The sequence below is a fragment of the Planktomarina temperata RCA23 genome (assembly GCF_000738435.1).
Lineage (GTDB): Bacteria > Pseudomonadota > Alphaproteobacteria > Rhodobacterales > Rhodobacteraceae > Planktomarina > Planktomarina temperata.
Map to the genome: position 1 here is coordinate 2,779,514 of NZ_CP003984.1, position 14,069 is coordinate 2,793,582.

Sequence of the window (14,069 nt, forward strand, 5' to 3'; positions counted from 1 at the left end):
TTTAAGCTACCTTTGTGACACGGACGTGCTGTTGTTTGACGCCGCAAATAAAATTGGATCGTGTCCAGGTTGGGTCAGCGGTTGCCTCAAATGATGCGACGCGCTTAACCAGCTCTTCGATTGCAATGCGTACTTCAAGTTTGGCCAAATGCATTCCCAAACACACATGAATTCCACCCTGTCCAAAGGCCAGGTGCCGATTTGGCGATCGCCCCAATATGCACTCATTCGGATCTTCAAAGAGGGCTTCGTCACGACTGCCGGAAACAAACCATAACAGGACTTTGTCCCCTGCGCGAATTTTCTTGCCGTGCATCTCAAAATCCTGAGTTGCGGTGCGCCTGAAATGCATGGTTGGGGAGGCCAATCGGATGAATTCATCTGCGCAACTGTCCCAGTATTTACCGGTCTTCAGTTGTGCAATGAGATCTGGATTATGGGCCAATAGGCTGAGGGCCTGCGCGATTGAATAACGGGTTGTGTCGTTGCCCGCGGCCACCAAAAGGCAGAAAAAATTCTTAAATTCTAATTCATTCAAGCCGTTCTCATCACCTGTGATTTTTGCCAAAATCCCCTCCTGTGCAAGGGGGCGGCGATTGGACAATAAATCACTGGCATAGTCGTAAAGCTCAAGCCCGGCCGGGCTGCGAAACGGCATCATTCGGTAGGCACTGGTGTCCACTTGGTCAATCACATGTTCGGTGAAGTCAGGATCAGAGTTGCCGATCAGCGCATCACCCTTTTCAACCAACCAATCCAAGTCTTCATCAGGGACGCCCAAAATACGGCCCAGCATTAGCATAGGCAACTGCTTGGCAATCACCTCCACCGCATCAAATTCTGTGTTTCTAAGGGCCTTATCAACAATATTTGACGACAATTCGCGGATCACCGGTTCAAATTCACCTACAATTGGCTTGGCAAAATTGGGATTCACAAGGCGCCGAACCTTGGTGTGCTCGGGTGGGTCCGTTTCTTGAAACGTCCGGCGCGCCAGATATTCCTCGGCGCTTTGGTCTTCAAGGCGGATTCCCTGGGCGGAACTGAAGATCTGGTTTTCCTTATTCGCAAAAGCGATATCGGCATGTCGTGTAAGATTCCAAAAGCCTTTGGTGTCGGCATCCCCTTCATTCCAATGCAGAGGGTCGTCTTTGCGCAGACGCGCGAATGTCTTGTGGGGCACGCCGCCAGCAAAGCTGTCGTGGCTTAGGAGGTTCAGATATCCATCATCGTGCATCGCCCAAAGCCTTCCTGAAAAAATTTGTCGCCCAAGAGCCAAAGACAGATCCATCTTGATCGAGCGCCAAACTGTCCCATGCCATCTTTGTGGTGGCGGTGGGCATTTTACCCTCTGTAAAGCGCAGCAAACAAGCCATGAAGTCGTAGGTAAATTCAGGATGTGCTTGAGTGGTTATGATATGATCGCCCTTTGCAAAGCTGGCAATGTTACAATTTTCACTTGATCCTAGAAGCGTGCAGCCTTCTGGCAAGCGGGTCACTTGATCTTCATGAAATACATAAAGCTGCAAGCTGTCCCGTGGTGGCTCCATCCAATCTTTCGTTTCATGAAACCGTGTTTCTTCGACACCAACATTGTACCCCTGATTTGATCTCTCAACCGTCCCGCCCAGAGCCAGTGCAATGGCTTGATGTCCAAAACACGCGCCCAACAAAGGTTTTTGCGTCGCGTCACAGCGGCGAATGAAATCCAATAAGGCATCGGTGAAAACATGCTGATCTAAAACACTGAGCGGGCTACCTGTGATCATATAGGCGTCTTGCTCATCCAAATCCTGAGGCACTTCTCCGCCAATGGTCATGTATATTCGATAAGTGAAGCGCTCATCTTGTAGATCGAAAAGGTCGCGGAAGCGGTGCGCGTCATCTGGAAAAGCATCGCCCACCTCGACGGATTTGTCATGGTTGGTTTGCAAAATGCCAAGTTTAATGCGCCGCATGCAGGCTCTCCAATTGATGCGCTCTCATAGGAAGGATGGGCGCCGAACGCCCATCCTCAATGTTTTAATTGTCCAGAATGGCGCCCAATTCAGCGTTCTTTCCACGATCCGTTTCTATACGTTGTTTGGAGGCTGCCATATCTTGCCAGTAAACCCTTGCACCGGTTTCCGCCATCAACGCTTGTGCCTCGGCGCTTGCCATGGTCGCAGCGGCCACTTCATCGAGCTTATCAATAACCTCTTGTGGCGTGCCTTTTTTCACAAATAGACCGTTCCAAAGCTCCAGATCATTGATCCCCGATTGCGCCGCCAAGGTTTGAACGCCTGACAATTTAGCAATCGGCTCTGATCCAATATTGGCCAAAACATTAATCTCACCCAAACATGGCTCAATCAAGGCTAAGGTCGTATTGATAACATCAGCATCACCCGAGGACAGAGTATTGCAATCCAGCATGTCAAAGGCGCTGTCATCTGCAAATTCAAATCCCATCTTCTTTGCAGCCGCGAAAGAGGCTTTGGTTGGCGTCAGACCCGCTCCGAAATGCCCGAGAACCACATCGTTGTCTTGGGCATGGGCGGCCAATTCAGCCATGTTGCTGTAAGGGGCATCCCCGGAGGCCGCCAATACAAAGGGGTATGTGAGAAAGATTCCAACGGGCGTGAAGCTATCTTCCTCAATTCCAATATCGATCATCGGCCCAACGATTGGAACACCAATCACAAAAGACCCAACCATTGAGCCATCTGCCGGACCATTCAAGACCTCTAAGGCACCAGGAAAAGGCCCATCGCCGCCGCCGGGTTTGTTCACAACCGAAGCCGAGACGCCCGTCATTTCCTCCATTTTGGCGGCAATCATCCGTGTGAGAATGTCTTCAAAATCACCCGGCGGCCACGGCACAACAAATTGAACGGGTGTTGTTGGATATTCGGCCAGGGCAGGCATCGCCCCAGACAAGACCGTCGATGCGGAGAAGGCCGCAATTGCTGCTAATTTTTTCATTTTCAAACTCCCTATTATCTTGGCCATTATTGAAAGTGTTTTCGTCGGTTCCTAATCGACGTCCAAATGATGAACCCCATGACCATTAGGATCACCACGAATAACGTTCCGGAGACTGGGCGATTGATTAAGTCTAACGCCGTTTTTATTTGTCCAGCTCCGGCCGTGAGGCGCTCCAATATAATAGAGCCTAAGACCAATCCCAAGACAATAGGCACAAGCGGCCAATCCAGGCGCCGCAGAATAAACCCAATATAGCCAAAAATGACCGCAAAAATACAATCTGCAAAGCTGTTACGGATCGAGTAAACACCAACAAAGGACAGGATCATGATCATCGCTCCCAAAAAGCGATTGGGAATATATATCATTTTCGCAATAAACCTTGTCGAAAAAAGCAAAGTTATCAGGACAAACACATTGATCAAAAACAAAGCGGAAAACAGGCTGAATAAAAAATCTGGGTTGTTTTCAAAAATATCTGGTCCTGGCTTAATTCCAGCGTCAAAAAACACAACCATCATCATCGCCGTTAGCGCTTCGCCCGGCACGCCGAGTGCCAAGAGCGGTATCATTGCGGCCGCAGGCACCGCATTGTTTGACGTCTCCGAGGCCAGCAATCCCTCTGGAGACCCATGCCCAAATCGTGCAGGATCTTTCGAAATGGCGCGCGCTGTGGAGTAGCTGAAAAACTGAGCCACAAATTCACCAACGCCCGGGATGATCCCCATGACGGTTCCATAGCAGGCAGATATAATTGCAATGAGCTTATGAGAGATTAGATCTTTGAATCCGGTAAATAACCCCCCAGAAATCCGAGCCTCCGGCGGGTCATCATCCTTGCCGACCATCAAGTTCAGAGCTTGGCTCAGCGCAAAGATACCAACGATCACGACAATAAGATTAAACCCGGAATAGAGGTACTCAATATCAAAGGTAAATCGATCGATTTTCCGTGTCGTCTGGCGCCCGATCATTGCAATCAAAAACCCAAAACCGAACAGCATTGCAGCGATCACCATGGTTTTTCGATGTGCGGCAATCAATAAGACGGCCCCCAGTATCGCGGCCATTAGAATATCGCGTTGGCCAAACAAAGCCCCTAAATCACGCAAATAGGGCCCGAAGGCAAACAGGGCGATCAAAGCCGCTGCAATAGAAAAACACCCGCCAAAAAACGATGCTGAATAGGCCAATGACAGCGCGCGCGATGGAGCCCCGCGCCGCGTCATAGCATAGCCGTCATAGGTCGTGAGCGCATTCACGGGTGTGCCGGGCGTATTGATCAAAATCGCAGGTATCGCACCGCCATACATGGACGAGCCATAAATCCCCAGAAGCAGCACAAGGCTCACCAAATCATCCAGGAAAACCGTTGCGGGCAACAAAATAGCGATCGCTATGGCTGGACCAATCCCGGGTACAGCGCCGATCACAACGCCCCCGACCGAGCCAATCACAATAGCCAGCAGCACTGCCGGTTGCAGCAAGCTTTCAAGTCCGAGAAGAAATGCATCCAAGCGCTTGGTCCTAAAAATACGTTAACAAGAAGCCGCGCAGGGGTGTCGGCATCAGGTCATAAAGCCAAATTGATACGGGCGTTTTAATCTGGAGCAATGTGCGGAACACGATCACCACTGCAACGCTGCAAGAAAAGCTGCGCAGCACCCACACCCGGCCACGGTAGCCAAGGCGCCATGGCAAAAACACGCCTAGGAACACCGTTGCCAGTAAATACCCAAAGATTGGAACGAGCATTGTGTACGCAATGAAATAGATGACAAACTCAAACGCCTCGATGTATTTTGCAACCTCAAAACTGGCCTTGGTTGGAAGCAAAAACCTTTTGCGCCAAAGATGTTCTTTCAAAGAGGCACGCAAGTTCCAAAGCGCCGTTGGCACTAGGACCGTCAGACAGAACATGGGCGCAACCCAAGATTGTTTGAGAATACGGCCGAACCTTGTGATTTTGCCGTCCAAATCTATCAACCCAAATTGATGCGCAAGGTAGCTGGCAACGCCATCGGGTAGCTTTCGATTATCCCAGCCGGTTTGGGTGAAAAACATTGCGAAAAAGAACAGGGCAAGACAGGCTGCAATGATGGAGATATGCAAATCTCCACGTCCCCGCGAGAATTGGAACAGGTCTTCTACCTTGGTTTTTTTGTCTGGTGGGCACTCACTGCGAAATTGTTCAGCTTGCGTGCATGGCAGCCCCTCTGGAAACAAAAACAGGTCGTTATTTTTATCTACTGGCGCCCTCATAGCTTAATCCAAGCCGTTTTTGTGTTCACGTATTTATCCAAGGCATGCAGAGATTTGTCCTGACCATTTCCCGATTGTTTATATCCCCCCAAAGGCACTGTGTTGTCGGCTCCGCCATATGTATTCACATGAACCACTCCGGCGCGCAGCGCTGACACCATCCGATGTGCGCGGCTCAACTGAGATGTCCAGACACCGGCTGACAGGCCAAGCTCTGTCGCATTGGCTAAATCGATGGCATTCTTTTCTGATGTAAAGCGCGTGACGGTCAAGACCGGTCCAAACACCTCATCTTGCACCAACCGATCTTCGGGGCCCATGTTGGTGACAATTGCCGGGCGCATGTAATAGCCTCCGGTTTCTGTCAAAATTCTGTCACCACCCGCGACAATGGACTTTACAGACTCGAGCGACTGCAAAACCCGATTTAAATGTGCCTCCGAACTCATAGCGCCGATCTGTGTTGCGAGACTGAGTGGATCTCCGACCCGCATTGTCTGAGTTACCGCAACGATTTTCTCCACGAAGGCATCATGAATACTGTTTTGGACCAGCAACCGCGAGCCTGCGATGCACACTTGTCCAGAATTTCGAAAAATTCCTGCAACGACGGCCTGTGCCGCCGCCTCTAAGTCATCGGTGTCCTCAAAAACCACATGCGGCGATTTACCCCCAAGCTCCAAATAGACACGCTTGAGATTGGTCTGTGCGGCATGTTCCAACAGCAGTCGCCCAACGCGGCCGGATCCCGTAAAAACCAAAGAATCGACATCCATGGACCTTGCCAACGCCTGTCCTGCGACAGCGCCTTGCCCGGTCACCACATTCAAAACACCATCGGGCAGGCCAGCCTCATGCGCCAATTCCACCAATCGCAGAGCAGAGAGTGAGGCAATCTCAGAAGGCTTTAAGACAACACTATTTCCCATCGCCAACGCCGGCGCGATCTTCCAGGCGGATATCATCAGCGGGAAATTCCATGGCACAATGGCACCCACGACACCAATGGGTTCTTTTAGGATCATGGCCAATGTAGAAGCATCGGTTGGCGCGACTTCACCATAAATCTTATCGATGGCTTCAGCATAATAGCGGATTGTATTTGCGGCGGACATTGGCTCCGCCTTAATCGCCATGGAAATTTCAGTGCCATTATCGCGCACGCCTAACACGGCCAATTCAAGCGCGTGATCATCAATCAACTGTGCCCAATCCAGCAGGATTTTCTTTCGGGCAGCCGGAGCCATTTTCGCCCAAGAACCCGTTTCAAACGCCCTGCGCGCAGCCGCGACCGCATCCGCCACATCCGCCTCCGAGGCATCTGGTAACTTTGCCAAAAGCGAGCCATCAATTGGTGAAACCACATCCAAAACGGCTTCGGAAACAGCATTAACACTGGCGCCACCAATTATCATTTTAGGAGGTGAAACGAGCCGAACCCGTAAATCATCGATCTCGTTCTGGCGCATTCCACCGTCCATCACATGAATAAACCTGTGCCCCAATGGGCTATGGATTCCACAATGACGCATGTGCTTTAACAGTCAAGTATTTCGGAATTGACAGCGCAAGCAATTGACCGCTCAGAGCTGTCAGACGAATGAGAACTCGCATCAGATTGCTAGCGCAGCCTGAACTCCGGCAGCCCCACACGCCCAACCTAGCCCAACACCCAGCCCTTGTGGCGCCTTCAGTGGACAACTACGGCCACAACACGCAAACAGCCGCGCAACCCCGTGCCAAAGCAAACCTGTTTGCAGCGATGCGCAGGCGGGCGGGCGCGTGGCGAAAATGGACTCACAAATCAAGTATCAAATGAGGAAATTCTACGTGGTTCTACAGCGTCAAACAGGCCCAGGTTGCTATCAACATCTGGCTTAAAGAATACAATCACATCAGGCCATACCACGCGCTTGGTATGCGACCGCCTGTTCCTGAAACCTTATTAAAGAAACGCGAATTTATGGTACAGAAATTGGGGCTAGACAAGAATTCCAACCGTTACAAAGTTGGATTGCGGAAATGAAGCCTGAATGCCTTCTCATGTAACCTCACAGGGACGGCTACATTGCTGTTCTGAAATTTCATTTTGGAATACGGACTATATAATCAAACTCAATTAGAAACTCTCGAAAACTCGGATACCCATCAGTGTTAGAGTGCTCTAGGTATCAGCGCAGTACATTTGACTCATTACATCCTATGCGCGAGTATACGTGAATATTCGAGATTTAATTATAAGGTTATCAATGTCATTCAGAACAAAAACGCTTTCCCTGCAACGAGCATATTTCAATGAAGGCTTCAACGATACGCTCGAAAATACATTAAGGAATGCATTTTTAAAATTACCTAAAGCGCAAGATAGAATCGTCACGGTAGATCTAGTTTCCAACCAACTATTTGCAGGCTTTGAAGAGGCAAACAGCGGTGAGGGTATTTTGTTCGAATTCTTGAATTTGAACAAGGTGCTATCGGTGTCATCAACTTGGATACGACAGATAATAGCGCGGCGGTTGAAGAATTTTTTCATCCAAACAAGACTTCTTAAAGGAAGAGATCGTATTTTATGTTGTTAGAGATCATATAGTCGCTTGCAACGTTAAGAACAAAAAGGGAACATTGGCTAGCAATGTGCTACAGTTGGCACAAAAGGGAGATGTTTTGGGTCAGGATGTAAAAATGAAAATTGCGGATGTACCAGACAAAACAACGTTAGAGCAGATTGCGACCGTTGGTGTGAAGTAAGTAGATTTTTCTATTACCTCGTTTATGGAAAATCTAAACATATCCACTAGGGATCAAGCTGGCTCTCGCATTATGCGAATGATTCTTGCTATGCCAGCACAAGATGCTGAGCTTAGAAAGCGTGCAAATGCGATTGGCCGAATGACACTTAAGCGCGGAAGATTCGAACGCGATGAAATCCCAAAGGATGCATGGCTCACGGCAATTGGAAAAGAATTGATGATTGCAGGTTCATCCGATCATTTCACAATCGTCCTCGAAGATAAAACTAAGATTTCCAACTCAAATTTGCGTAAATCAAAATCAGTGCAACTTCGACGGCACGCCAATAGCTATTCATTCGAAAATGCTAAAATGGAACTAGAGGAATACTACAAGGCTTTGGCAAGTGATGGATCGCTTGGAGCCTGACATGGCAGCACGTAGTTCCATATTCTGGCTAATTGTTAGTCTCTCAATTGCGGCTTCAGCGGGGTATTTTGCCTTTTGTGATGCAGAGAAATTTGCAGGTGTAATCGATTTGCTAGCTACGATAGTTTCGATACTAATCGGCGTATCTCTTGCGGTAATTGCTGTGCTGAGTTCGCCTTTCTCGGTTACGCAAGACAACGCAAAAGACAGCGATGAGGCTTCACGAATGACGAAACTCGTAAAGCAAGATGATGAAGATATGGCACTCGGACAATTAATGTTGTTTCGAATTTACTATTTGGCACTTTTCTTAGCTCTTGCCTTCAAGTGGCTTACTGCTGGTGAGACAACTGATTTTGACGAACTTCACATTCGTATTCTTGCCAGTGCCACCGCAGCTATAGGTATTTTGACTTTTTGCTGGTCAGCGCGGCTTCCACTCATGTTGCAACGCATTTCCAATCAACGCCGCTCTTTGGGTTCTTAGTAGTGGAAACAAGCGATCACTAAACACTCTTGTGTTTGAAAAACGTTTGGAAATGACTCCGACATCGAGAGGTTCTTTTTCTTTTATCGTTTATTTTCAATTTCTTGAATGGCGCCTCACACGGCAAAATGACTTCAGCAATATAGTATTTAATCAGTTACTTAGATTGGTTTCGGTTTCAAAAAGCGGTCCCGAAAGCGGTCCTCGGACAGACAAAGGCTCTCAATTAATCCTCCACATTACGGCGCAAAAGCGGAAACCGAACATAAAGCATCACAGCCAGGTGGATGATCCCTGGGCTTGTTTTGACGTACCTGAATGGGGCGTGTTTTGTCATGCGGAGAGGATATAAAGCCTCCCGCCCCGTCTCAAGCTCGTTTTGTCTGACAGTGCCCTGGATGTGGTAGGAGACTGCCAAATACAATTTCATTGAACAAGCTGTTCAAATGCGCAAAAAGATAACTAAGCCCCTAGCTTTAAATAACAAAAGAACATGGTTTTATACATTTTATTGGGAAAACTGGACAAAACGATCAGTGAGCAAAATTCAATCAGGTGTGATCTCTAAAATTTAGCTCGATACCTGTTGTAATTGCATGAGCCGGTGTGAACTCGATGAAAAGATTCTAACTGGTAAGAAGGAGAGCAATCGACATGTGCACTATCAACATTTCCACTCCACACCGAGTTCCTTGGCTCAGGCAATTCCCCAATCAATCGCCTGAATGGGGAGGTTATAAATTCATTTTTAATGCTGATGATCAACCCTATGATTATCTCGTAGCCTTTTACGATTTGCATGAAATTATGTCACCCAAATGCCCTGTTGAAAACACTATTCACATCACGACAGAGCCACAGAGTGTATTTGCATATCATAGAAAATTTACGGATCAATTCGGCTGGTTGCTAACACATGTAAAACATGCTTATCGCAATGGCGTGATACAAAGCCCTCCTCTTCTAAACTGGTATATTGGCTGGCAACCTGACGCAGAAGATGATCGTGGCTTGCTATCCTATGAGCAGATGGAACAGATATTTTTCGAAGAGAAAACCAAAAATATTTCAATCGTAACATCCAATAAAGCTTTCACAGAGGCGCACAGAAAACGCATAGAATTCGCAAAGCGATTAAAAGCTGATTTTGGTAACAAATTAGATTTTTTTGGTTGTGGCTTTGTGTCCATGGACGACAAGTTAGAGTCGCTAAGAGATTATCGCTTCCACATAGCAATTGAGAACTCAAGTTACGATGGATATTTTACAGAAAAAATTACAGATTGTTTTCTAGCTGGCACCTATCCAATATATTATGGCTGTAAAAATTTAGATCAATACTTCCCAAAAAACTCGTTTTTACAAATAGATTTGGAAGATTACGATGCTTCGATTTCACTGATAAAAACGGCAATCTCGGAAAGATATGATCTGAAATACAAAGCCGAATTAAAAGAGGCGCGCGATTTGTGCCTTACCTATCACAATAGATTTCCTGCACTGGTCAGAATTATTGAGCAGATCAAATCTGGAGAGCATGGTCAGCCAGCAAGCCCGCAATTGCATGGCAAAGTAATGCTGCCTTTCGGGTCTAAAAAATTCAGACGCTTGCGTATTAAAAGAAGACCCCATACACGCCTTCTATTTTTTATAGAAACCATGTTATCAAAATAGAAAGTCACCATTGATTTCGAAGCGCTAGGGCTTTTGGCATCAACTAGAAAAGACGCGATATGATTATAACAAAACTCATTGGCGGCTTGGGCAACAAATGTTCTGACCTGCCCCCCGAGGCTCCCTCATTGATAACGAGAGTTTGCGGATTTGGGTTTTATAGTCTTCGTCGTTGGTTTGGGCAAGCGCGTCGGGCGCGGAGCCCTCAAATTGCTCAAGCGTCCGACGCGCTTCTGCGGGTGTTTGGTTGGCGAGCGATGAGTGCGGCCTGACGTTATTGTAGTCATATCGCCAGAGCGCCAGCTCTCGCCGGGCATCTTCCAGGCTGTCGAACATCTCCTCGTTCAGCAACTCGTCCCGGAGGCTGCCATTGAATGACTCGATGAAGGCATTCTACTGCGGCTTTCCCGGATCAATGTAGTGCCCTAAGATTTCTATTCTTGGCGTATCGAATTTTCCCAATTGCGTAAGAAGGCTTGTCTTTTCAAACGATCCAAAAACACCAACAATCCCGGGCCCAGACGAATGGGGCGCAGCGCCTTTTGTTTGTCGGATGCACCATCAAAAACTGGTGGCAAGCCAGTTGTTTCAGCCAAGCTTTCCTGAGTTGGTTTAGACAATAGAAAATCTATCATACGCCCAGCAACATCCGGATATTGCGCGTATTGCGGAATAAATGCGGTGCGCATCATCACCGTGACATAATCTTGCATCGGCACAATCGTGATGCCCGGTTCATGCGCCAGCCGATTTTCCGCATAAGAGCCCAGCACATTATAAGCCAGCGCCAAACGACCTTGGTAAACGTCGTCGATCATTGCCCCGGAACAACAATAAAGCTGGGTGTTAAGACGGCCCATCACCTCGGTCAAACGCCAAAAACTGTCGGTATTGCGGCTATCTTGCGTAGCAAACAAATACCCAAGGCCCGAGGTGCGCACGTCATAAGTGCCGATGCGTTGATCAAAAATCTCTGGGTGCACGCGCAACAAATCGATCAGCTGTTCACGGTTTTTTGGTATTTCCAATCCTGCAAAAAGCGCGTCTGAAATAACCAAAGCCGCAGGTTCTTGGGTAAAAGAAAACAGCTGGTCCTGCCATTTAGCCCACCCCGGAAGTTGCGCGGTTTGGGACGAAACATACTGTTGTGCAAACCCGTCATTGACCAGTTTGGTTTGCAAATCCATGGCCGATGAAATCACCAGATCAAAAGGCGCACCCTCCTCATAAATTGCCGCCATTACCTCGGTGCTACTGGCCACAGTATAATCAACTGTGATCCCTTGATTGATTGATTGAAACGTGCGGATCAATGGATCAAAGGCGGCAATGTCGGCGGTTGAGATCACCCTTATGGTTTGCGTGGGCATGGGTGCCGTGTACAGGCGGCGATCCTCGACCTCAAAAGCGAAACTTGGGTGAAAAGAGCTTAAAATCATACCAATGGAAAATAAAGTGACACGCATGCGCCGCCTCCTTTGGTGTCTGTATTATTGTTAATTTTGACACGTCCGCCATGGGCACGGGCAACCTCATCAACAATGGTTAAACCAAGACCAGAACCAACGATGTCCTTGACGTTTGTGCCACGTTTAAATCGCTGTAAATGGTCGCTCAAATTAGCCCCGGCAAAACCTCGGCCTTGATCGGCAAAACTGATAATGTAGTTATGAGCATCACGACCAAGAGCAACTGTGATGTCACTTTCGGAGAACGAATATTTTATTGCATTGTCCAAGATATTTCGCAATGCGTTTTGCAACATGATCGGGTCACCATCAAAGCCGAAATCGCCGCCCTGATCCTGCATTATTATTGAAATATCCTTTAGTTCCGCCGTGGGCGACAGGCGCTCAACGGTTTCTGCCGTCAATTTGCGCAAATCTAAGGCCTCGGTTTGAAGCTGATCGGCTCGGAAATTCACCATCGCGTGATCCAGCAGTTGCCCAGCCGACCGCGAGCTTTCATCAATGGCGCGGATCATTTCCCGCAAGGCCGTTTTGTTTTTGGATTTTTCTAATCCGCGGTGGATCACCTCGGCTTGTGTACGCACCGTCGCCAATGGCGTGCGCACGCGATGCGCGGCTTCGACGATGAAATCCTCAGATCGGGTAAGGCTGGATTTCAGCCGCGCGATCAACGAATTTAACGCGGTGATTAACGGCACCAATTCCGCCGGTGCCTGTGTTTGAACCGCGCGTAGATCGCTGGGTCCGCGGCGGGTCACAGAACCGGCCACACGATTGAGCGGGGCAAGTGCGCTGTGGGCGGCCCATAGGCTCAGCCCGGCGGCAACGAAGAAAAAAACGATGCCAATTGCCACCGCCCAAAGCGTGATGCGCGACGATATTTGTACCAGCCCAAGACGGGTCTGCGCCACGACGGTGCGCACCAATGCCTGTTGGCTTTGGCTGCCGACAAGGCGTGTTACAACCACGGCGCGGACCTGTTCACCGCGATACTCAAAGGTGGAAAATTCCGGCTGATTAGGTACGGCCAGCGCCGCTTTGACCACCAGATCATCATAGCCTGTCAATGTTTCACCATCCACCAATACACTGTAAAACACGCGATCTTCGCTGATAGTACCCAACATGGACAACGCTGAATAAGGCAATTCCAGCCGCACCTGTCCGCCCTCGACAAAAAGTGCATCGGCAATCGACGTCGCTGAAGCCGCCAAAATATTGTCCTGGGTATCAGCCGCTGCTCGTTCGGCCATGCCACGTACGATCAAGAACAATACCAGCGACAATAGCAACGCGATCAACGACAATTGGATTACCAAACGTCTCTGCATAGAACCTTTTGGCAAAAGGCCCGTCATGGCCTTGCGACCAAACGATAACCCAAACTGCGCACTGTTTCTATTTCCGCGCGCGTGCCAGCCAGCTTTTTACGAATCCGCCCTACATATACTTCGATCGCATTTTCAGAGACATCCTCAGACAGCGAAAACAGACGGTCGATAAGATGGTTCTTGGAAAAAATTTGCGCGGGTGCGGCAAAAAATATCTCAACAAGCCGTAATTCACGGTTTCGCAAATTCTGAATGTTGTCATTGGCAATTAAAGTTGCCTCTTGCGGATCTAAAATCACGCCGGCAAATTCCAGACGATTCTGTGCCGCCCCGCCTTGCCGACGCAAAACAGCGCGACATCTTGCTTCTAATTCGGCGAAATCGAAAGGTTTCGTGACATAATCATCGGCGCCCAAATCCAACAATGTTATGCGATCTGAAACTTGCGAGCGGGCTGTCAAAACGATCACAGGCGTTTTGTTTTTGGCCAGCCTGTGGCGCGCCAAAAAATCGCGACCATCACCATCTGGCAACATAATATCAAGCAAAATCAGATTGTAATCGGTTGTATCGACAAAAGCACTGGCATCAATAAGCCCAGCGGCGTGATCCACCGCATGACCATCCAATGCAAAACGCTCGCAGACGGCACGAGCCAGTTGGGCATTATCTTCTACCAAGAGAAATCGCATCAATTTCCACTTTCGTTCATGGTGACAG

Annotated in this window: 12 protein-coding genes and 3 pseudogenes; 4 read left to right on the top strand and 11 right to left on the bottom strand. The window is 48.5% G+C overall.

Translation table 11 applies throughout. From position 1 onward, the window contains the following. Position 1: 1 nt before the first annotated feature. From RCA23_RS13405 to RCA23_RS13430, 6 genes are all read right to left on the bottom strand, one after another. Positions 2 to 1,237 carry a cytochrome P450 gene (locus RCA23_RS13405; protein WP_044050736.1) on the bottom strand — a complete coding sequence of 412 codons (1,236 nt, stop codon included), beginning with the start codon at positions 1,235 to 1,237 and terminating at the stop codon, positions 2 to 4. Next, positions 1,227 to 1,958: a glutamine amidotransferase-related protein gene (locus RCA23_RS13410; RefSeq protein ID WP_052377194.1), complete on the bottom strand. Its 732-nt coding sequence runs from the start codon at positions 1,956 to 1,958 to the stop codon at positions 1,227 to 1,229. Before RCA23_RS13410 ends, RCA23_RS13405 begins: the two co-directional genes overlap by 11 nt. Before the next feature lie 64 nt (positions 1,959 to 2,022). Continuing rightward, on the bottom strand, positions 2,023 to 2,964 hold the full coding sequence (locus RCA23_RS13415; RefSeq protein ID WP_044050737.1) for a tripartite tricarboxylate transporter substrate-binding protein: 942 nt from the start codon (positions 2,962 to 2,964) through the stop codon (positions 2,023 to 2,025). A gap of 26 nt (positions 2,965 to 2,990) precedes the next feature. Continuing rightward, positions 2,991 to 4,484 carry a tripartite tricarboxylate transporter permease gene (locus RCA23_RS13420; protein ID WP_044050738.1) on the bottom strand — a complete coding sequence of 498 codons (1,494 nt, stop codon included), beginning with the start codon at positions 4,482 to 4,484 and terminating at the stop codon, positions 2,991 to 2,993. Positions 4,485 to 4,494: 10 nt separating this feature from the next. After that, the gene (locus RCA23_RS13425; RefSeq protein WP_044050739.1) at positions 4,495 to 5,229 is read right to left on the bottom strand and encodes a hypothetical protein; all 735 of its coding nucleotides are present in this window, start codon (positions 5,227 to 5,229) and stop codon (positions 4,495 to 4,497) included. Then, the gene (locus RCA23_RS13430) at positions 5,226 to 6,698 is read right to left on the bottom strand and encodes an aldehyde dehydrogenase family protein (RefSeq protein ID WP_044051593.1); all 1,473 of its coding nucleotides are present in this window, start codon (positions 6,696 to 6,698) and stop codon (positions 5,226 to 5,228) included. Before RCA23_RS13430 ends, RCA23_RS13425 begins: the two co-directional genes overlap by 4 nt. Positions 6,699 to 7,063: 365 nt before the next feature. On the opposite strand from RCA23_RS13430, the pseudogene RCA23_RS17045 reads away from it, so the two are divergent. From RCA23_RS17045 to RCA23_RS13440, 3 genes and pseudogenes are all read left to right on the top strand, one after another. Further along, positions 7,064 to 7,255, top strand: a pseudogene (locus RCA23_RS17045) (integrase core domain-containing protein); the annotation flags it as partial. Between the two features lie 746 nt (positions 7,256 to 8,001). Beyond that, positions 8,002 to 8,388, top strand: a complete 387-nt coding sequence (locus RCA23_RS13435) for a hypothetical protein (protein WP_169701419.1) — start codon at positions 8,002 to 8,004, stop codon at positions 8,386 to 8,388. 1 nt (position 8,389) lies between these two features. Further along, entirely contained in the window at positions 8,390 to 8,875 is a 486-nt protein-coding gene (locus RCA23_RS13440; protein ID WP_044050741.1) for a hypothetical protein, read from the top strand. Positions 8,876 to 9,104: 229 nt separating this feature from the next. Here the strand turns inward: RCA23_RS13440 and RCA23_RS16320 are convergent. Further along, positions 9,105 to 9,212: pseudogene (locus tag RCA23_RS16320) on the bottom strand (IS6 family transposase); the annotation flags it as partial. A gap of 317 nt (positions 9,213 to 9,529) precedes the next feature. Between RCA23_RS16320 and RCA23_RS16095 the strand changes: the two are divergent. Further along, entirely contained in the window at positions 9,530 to 10,549 is a 1,020-nt protein-coding gene (locus RCA23_RS16095; protein WP_052377196.1) for a glycosyltransferase family 10 domain-containing protein, read from the top strand. A 75-nt stretch (positions 10,550 to 10,624) separates the two neighbouring features. Here the strand turns inward: RCA23_RS16095 and RCA23_RS13455 are convergent. The 4 genes and pseudogenes from RCA23_RS13455 to RCA23_RS13470 all read right to left on the bottom strand — a co-directional run. Continuing rightward, a pseudogene (locus tag RCA23_RS13455) lies at positions 10,625 to 10,972 on the bottom strand (integrase core domain-containing protein); the annotation flags it as partial. A gap of 11 nt (positions 10,973 to 10,983) precedes the next feature. After that, complete coding sequence (locus RCA23_RS13460) at positions 10,984 to 12,015, bottom strand: ABC transporter substrate-binding protein (protein WP_044050743.1); 1,032 nt, start codon at positions 12,013 to 12,015, stop codon at positions 10,984 to 10,986. Then, positions 11,985 to 13,349: a sensor histidine kinase N-terminal domain-containing protein gene (locus tag RCA23_RS13465; protein WP_236631365.1), complete on the bottom strand. Its 1,365-nt coding sequence runs from the start codon at positions 13,347 to 13,349 to the stop codon at positions 11,985 to 11,987. Before RCA23_RS13465 ends, RCA23_RS13460 begins: the two co-directional genes overlap by 31 nt. A gap of 23 nt (positions 13,350 to 13,372) precedes the next feature. After that, entirely contained in the window at positions 13,373 to 14,041 is a 669-nt protein-coding gene (locus tag RCA23_RS13470; RefSeq protein WP_044051596.1) for a response regulator transcription factor, read from the bottom strand. Positions 14,042 to 14,069 lie beyond the last annotated feature (28 nt).

What these genes read in the sequence shown, in the direction of transcription:
- RCA23_RS13435 (WP_169701419.1), top strand. Translation starts at nt 8,002, where the DNA reads ATGGAAAATCTAAACATATCCACTAGGGATCAAGCTGGCTCTCGCATT.
- RCA23_RS13415 (WP_044050737.1), bottom strand. Translation starts at nt 2,964, where the DNA reads ATGAAAAAATTAGCAGCAATTGCGGCCTTCTCCGCATCGACGGTCTTG.
- RCA23_RS13470 (WP_044051596.1), bottom strand. Translation starts at nt 14,041, where the DNA reads ATGCGATTTCTCTTGGTAGAAGATAATGCCCAACTGGCTCGTGCCGTC.
- RCA23_RS13465 (WP_236631365.1), bottom strand. Translation starts at nt 13,349, where the DNA reads ATGCAGAGACGTTTGGTAATCCAATTGTCGTTGATCGCGTTGCTATTG.
- RCA23_RS13440 (WP_044050741.1), top strand. Translation starts at nt 8,390, where the DNA reads ATGGCAGCACGTAGTTCCATATTCTGGCTAATTGTTAGTCTCTCAATT.
- RCA23_RS13460 (WP_044050743.1), bottom strand. Translation starts at nt 12,015, where the DNA reads ATGCGTGTCACTTTATTTTCCATTGGTATGATTTTAAGCTCTTTTCAC.
- RCA23_RS13410 (WP_052377194.1), bottom strand. Translation starts at nt 1,958, where the DNA reads ATGCGGCGCATTAAACTTGGCATTTTGCAAACCAACCATGACAAATCC.
- RCA23_RS13430 (WP_044051593.1), bottom strand. Translation starts at nt 6,698, where the DNA reads ATGCGCCAGAACGAGATCGATGATTTACGGGTTCGGCTCGTTTCACCT.
- RCA23_RS13425 (WP_044050739.1), bottom strand. Translation starts at nt 5,229, where the DNA reads ATGAGGGCGCCAGTAGATAAAAATAACGACCTGTTTTTGTTTCCAGAG.
- RCA23_RS13405 (WP_044050736.1), bottom strand. Translation starts at nt 1,237, where the DNA reads ATGCACGATGATGGATATCTGAACCTCCTAAGCCACGACAGCTTTGCT.
- RCA23_RS16095 (WP_052377196.1), top strand. Translation starts at nt 9,530, where the DNA reads ATGTGCACTATCAACATTTCCACTCCACACCGAGTTCCTTGGCTCAGG.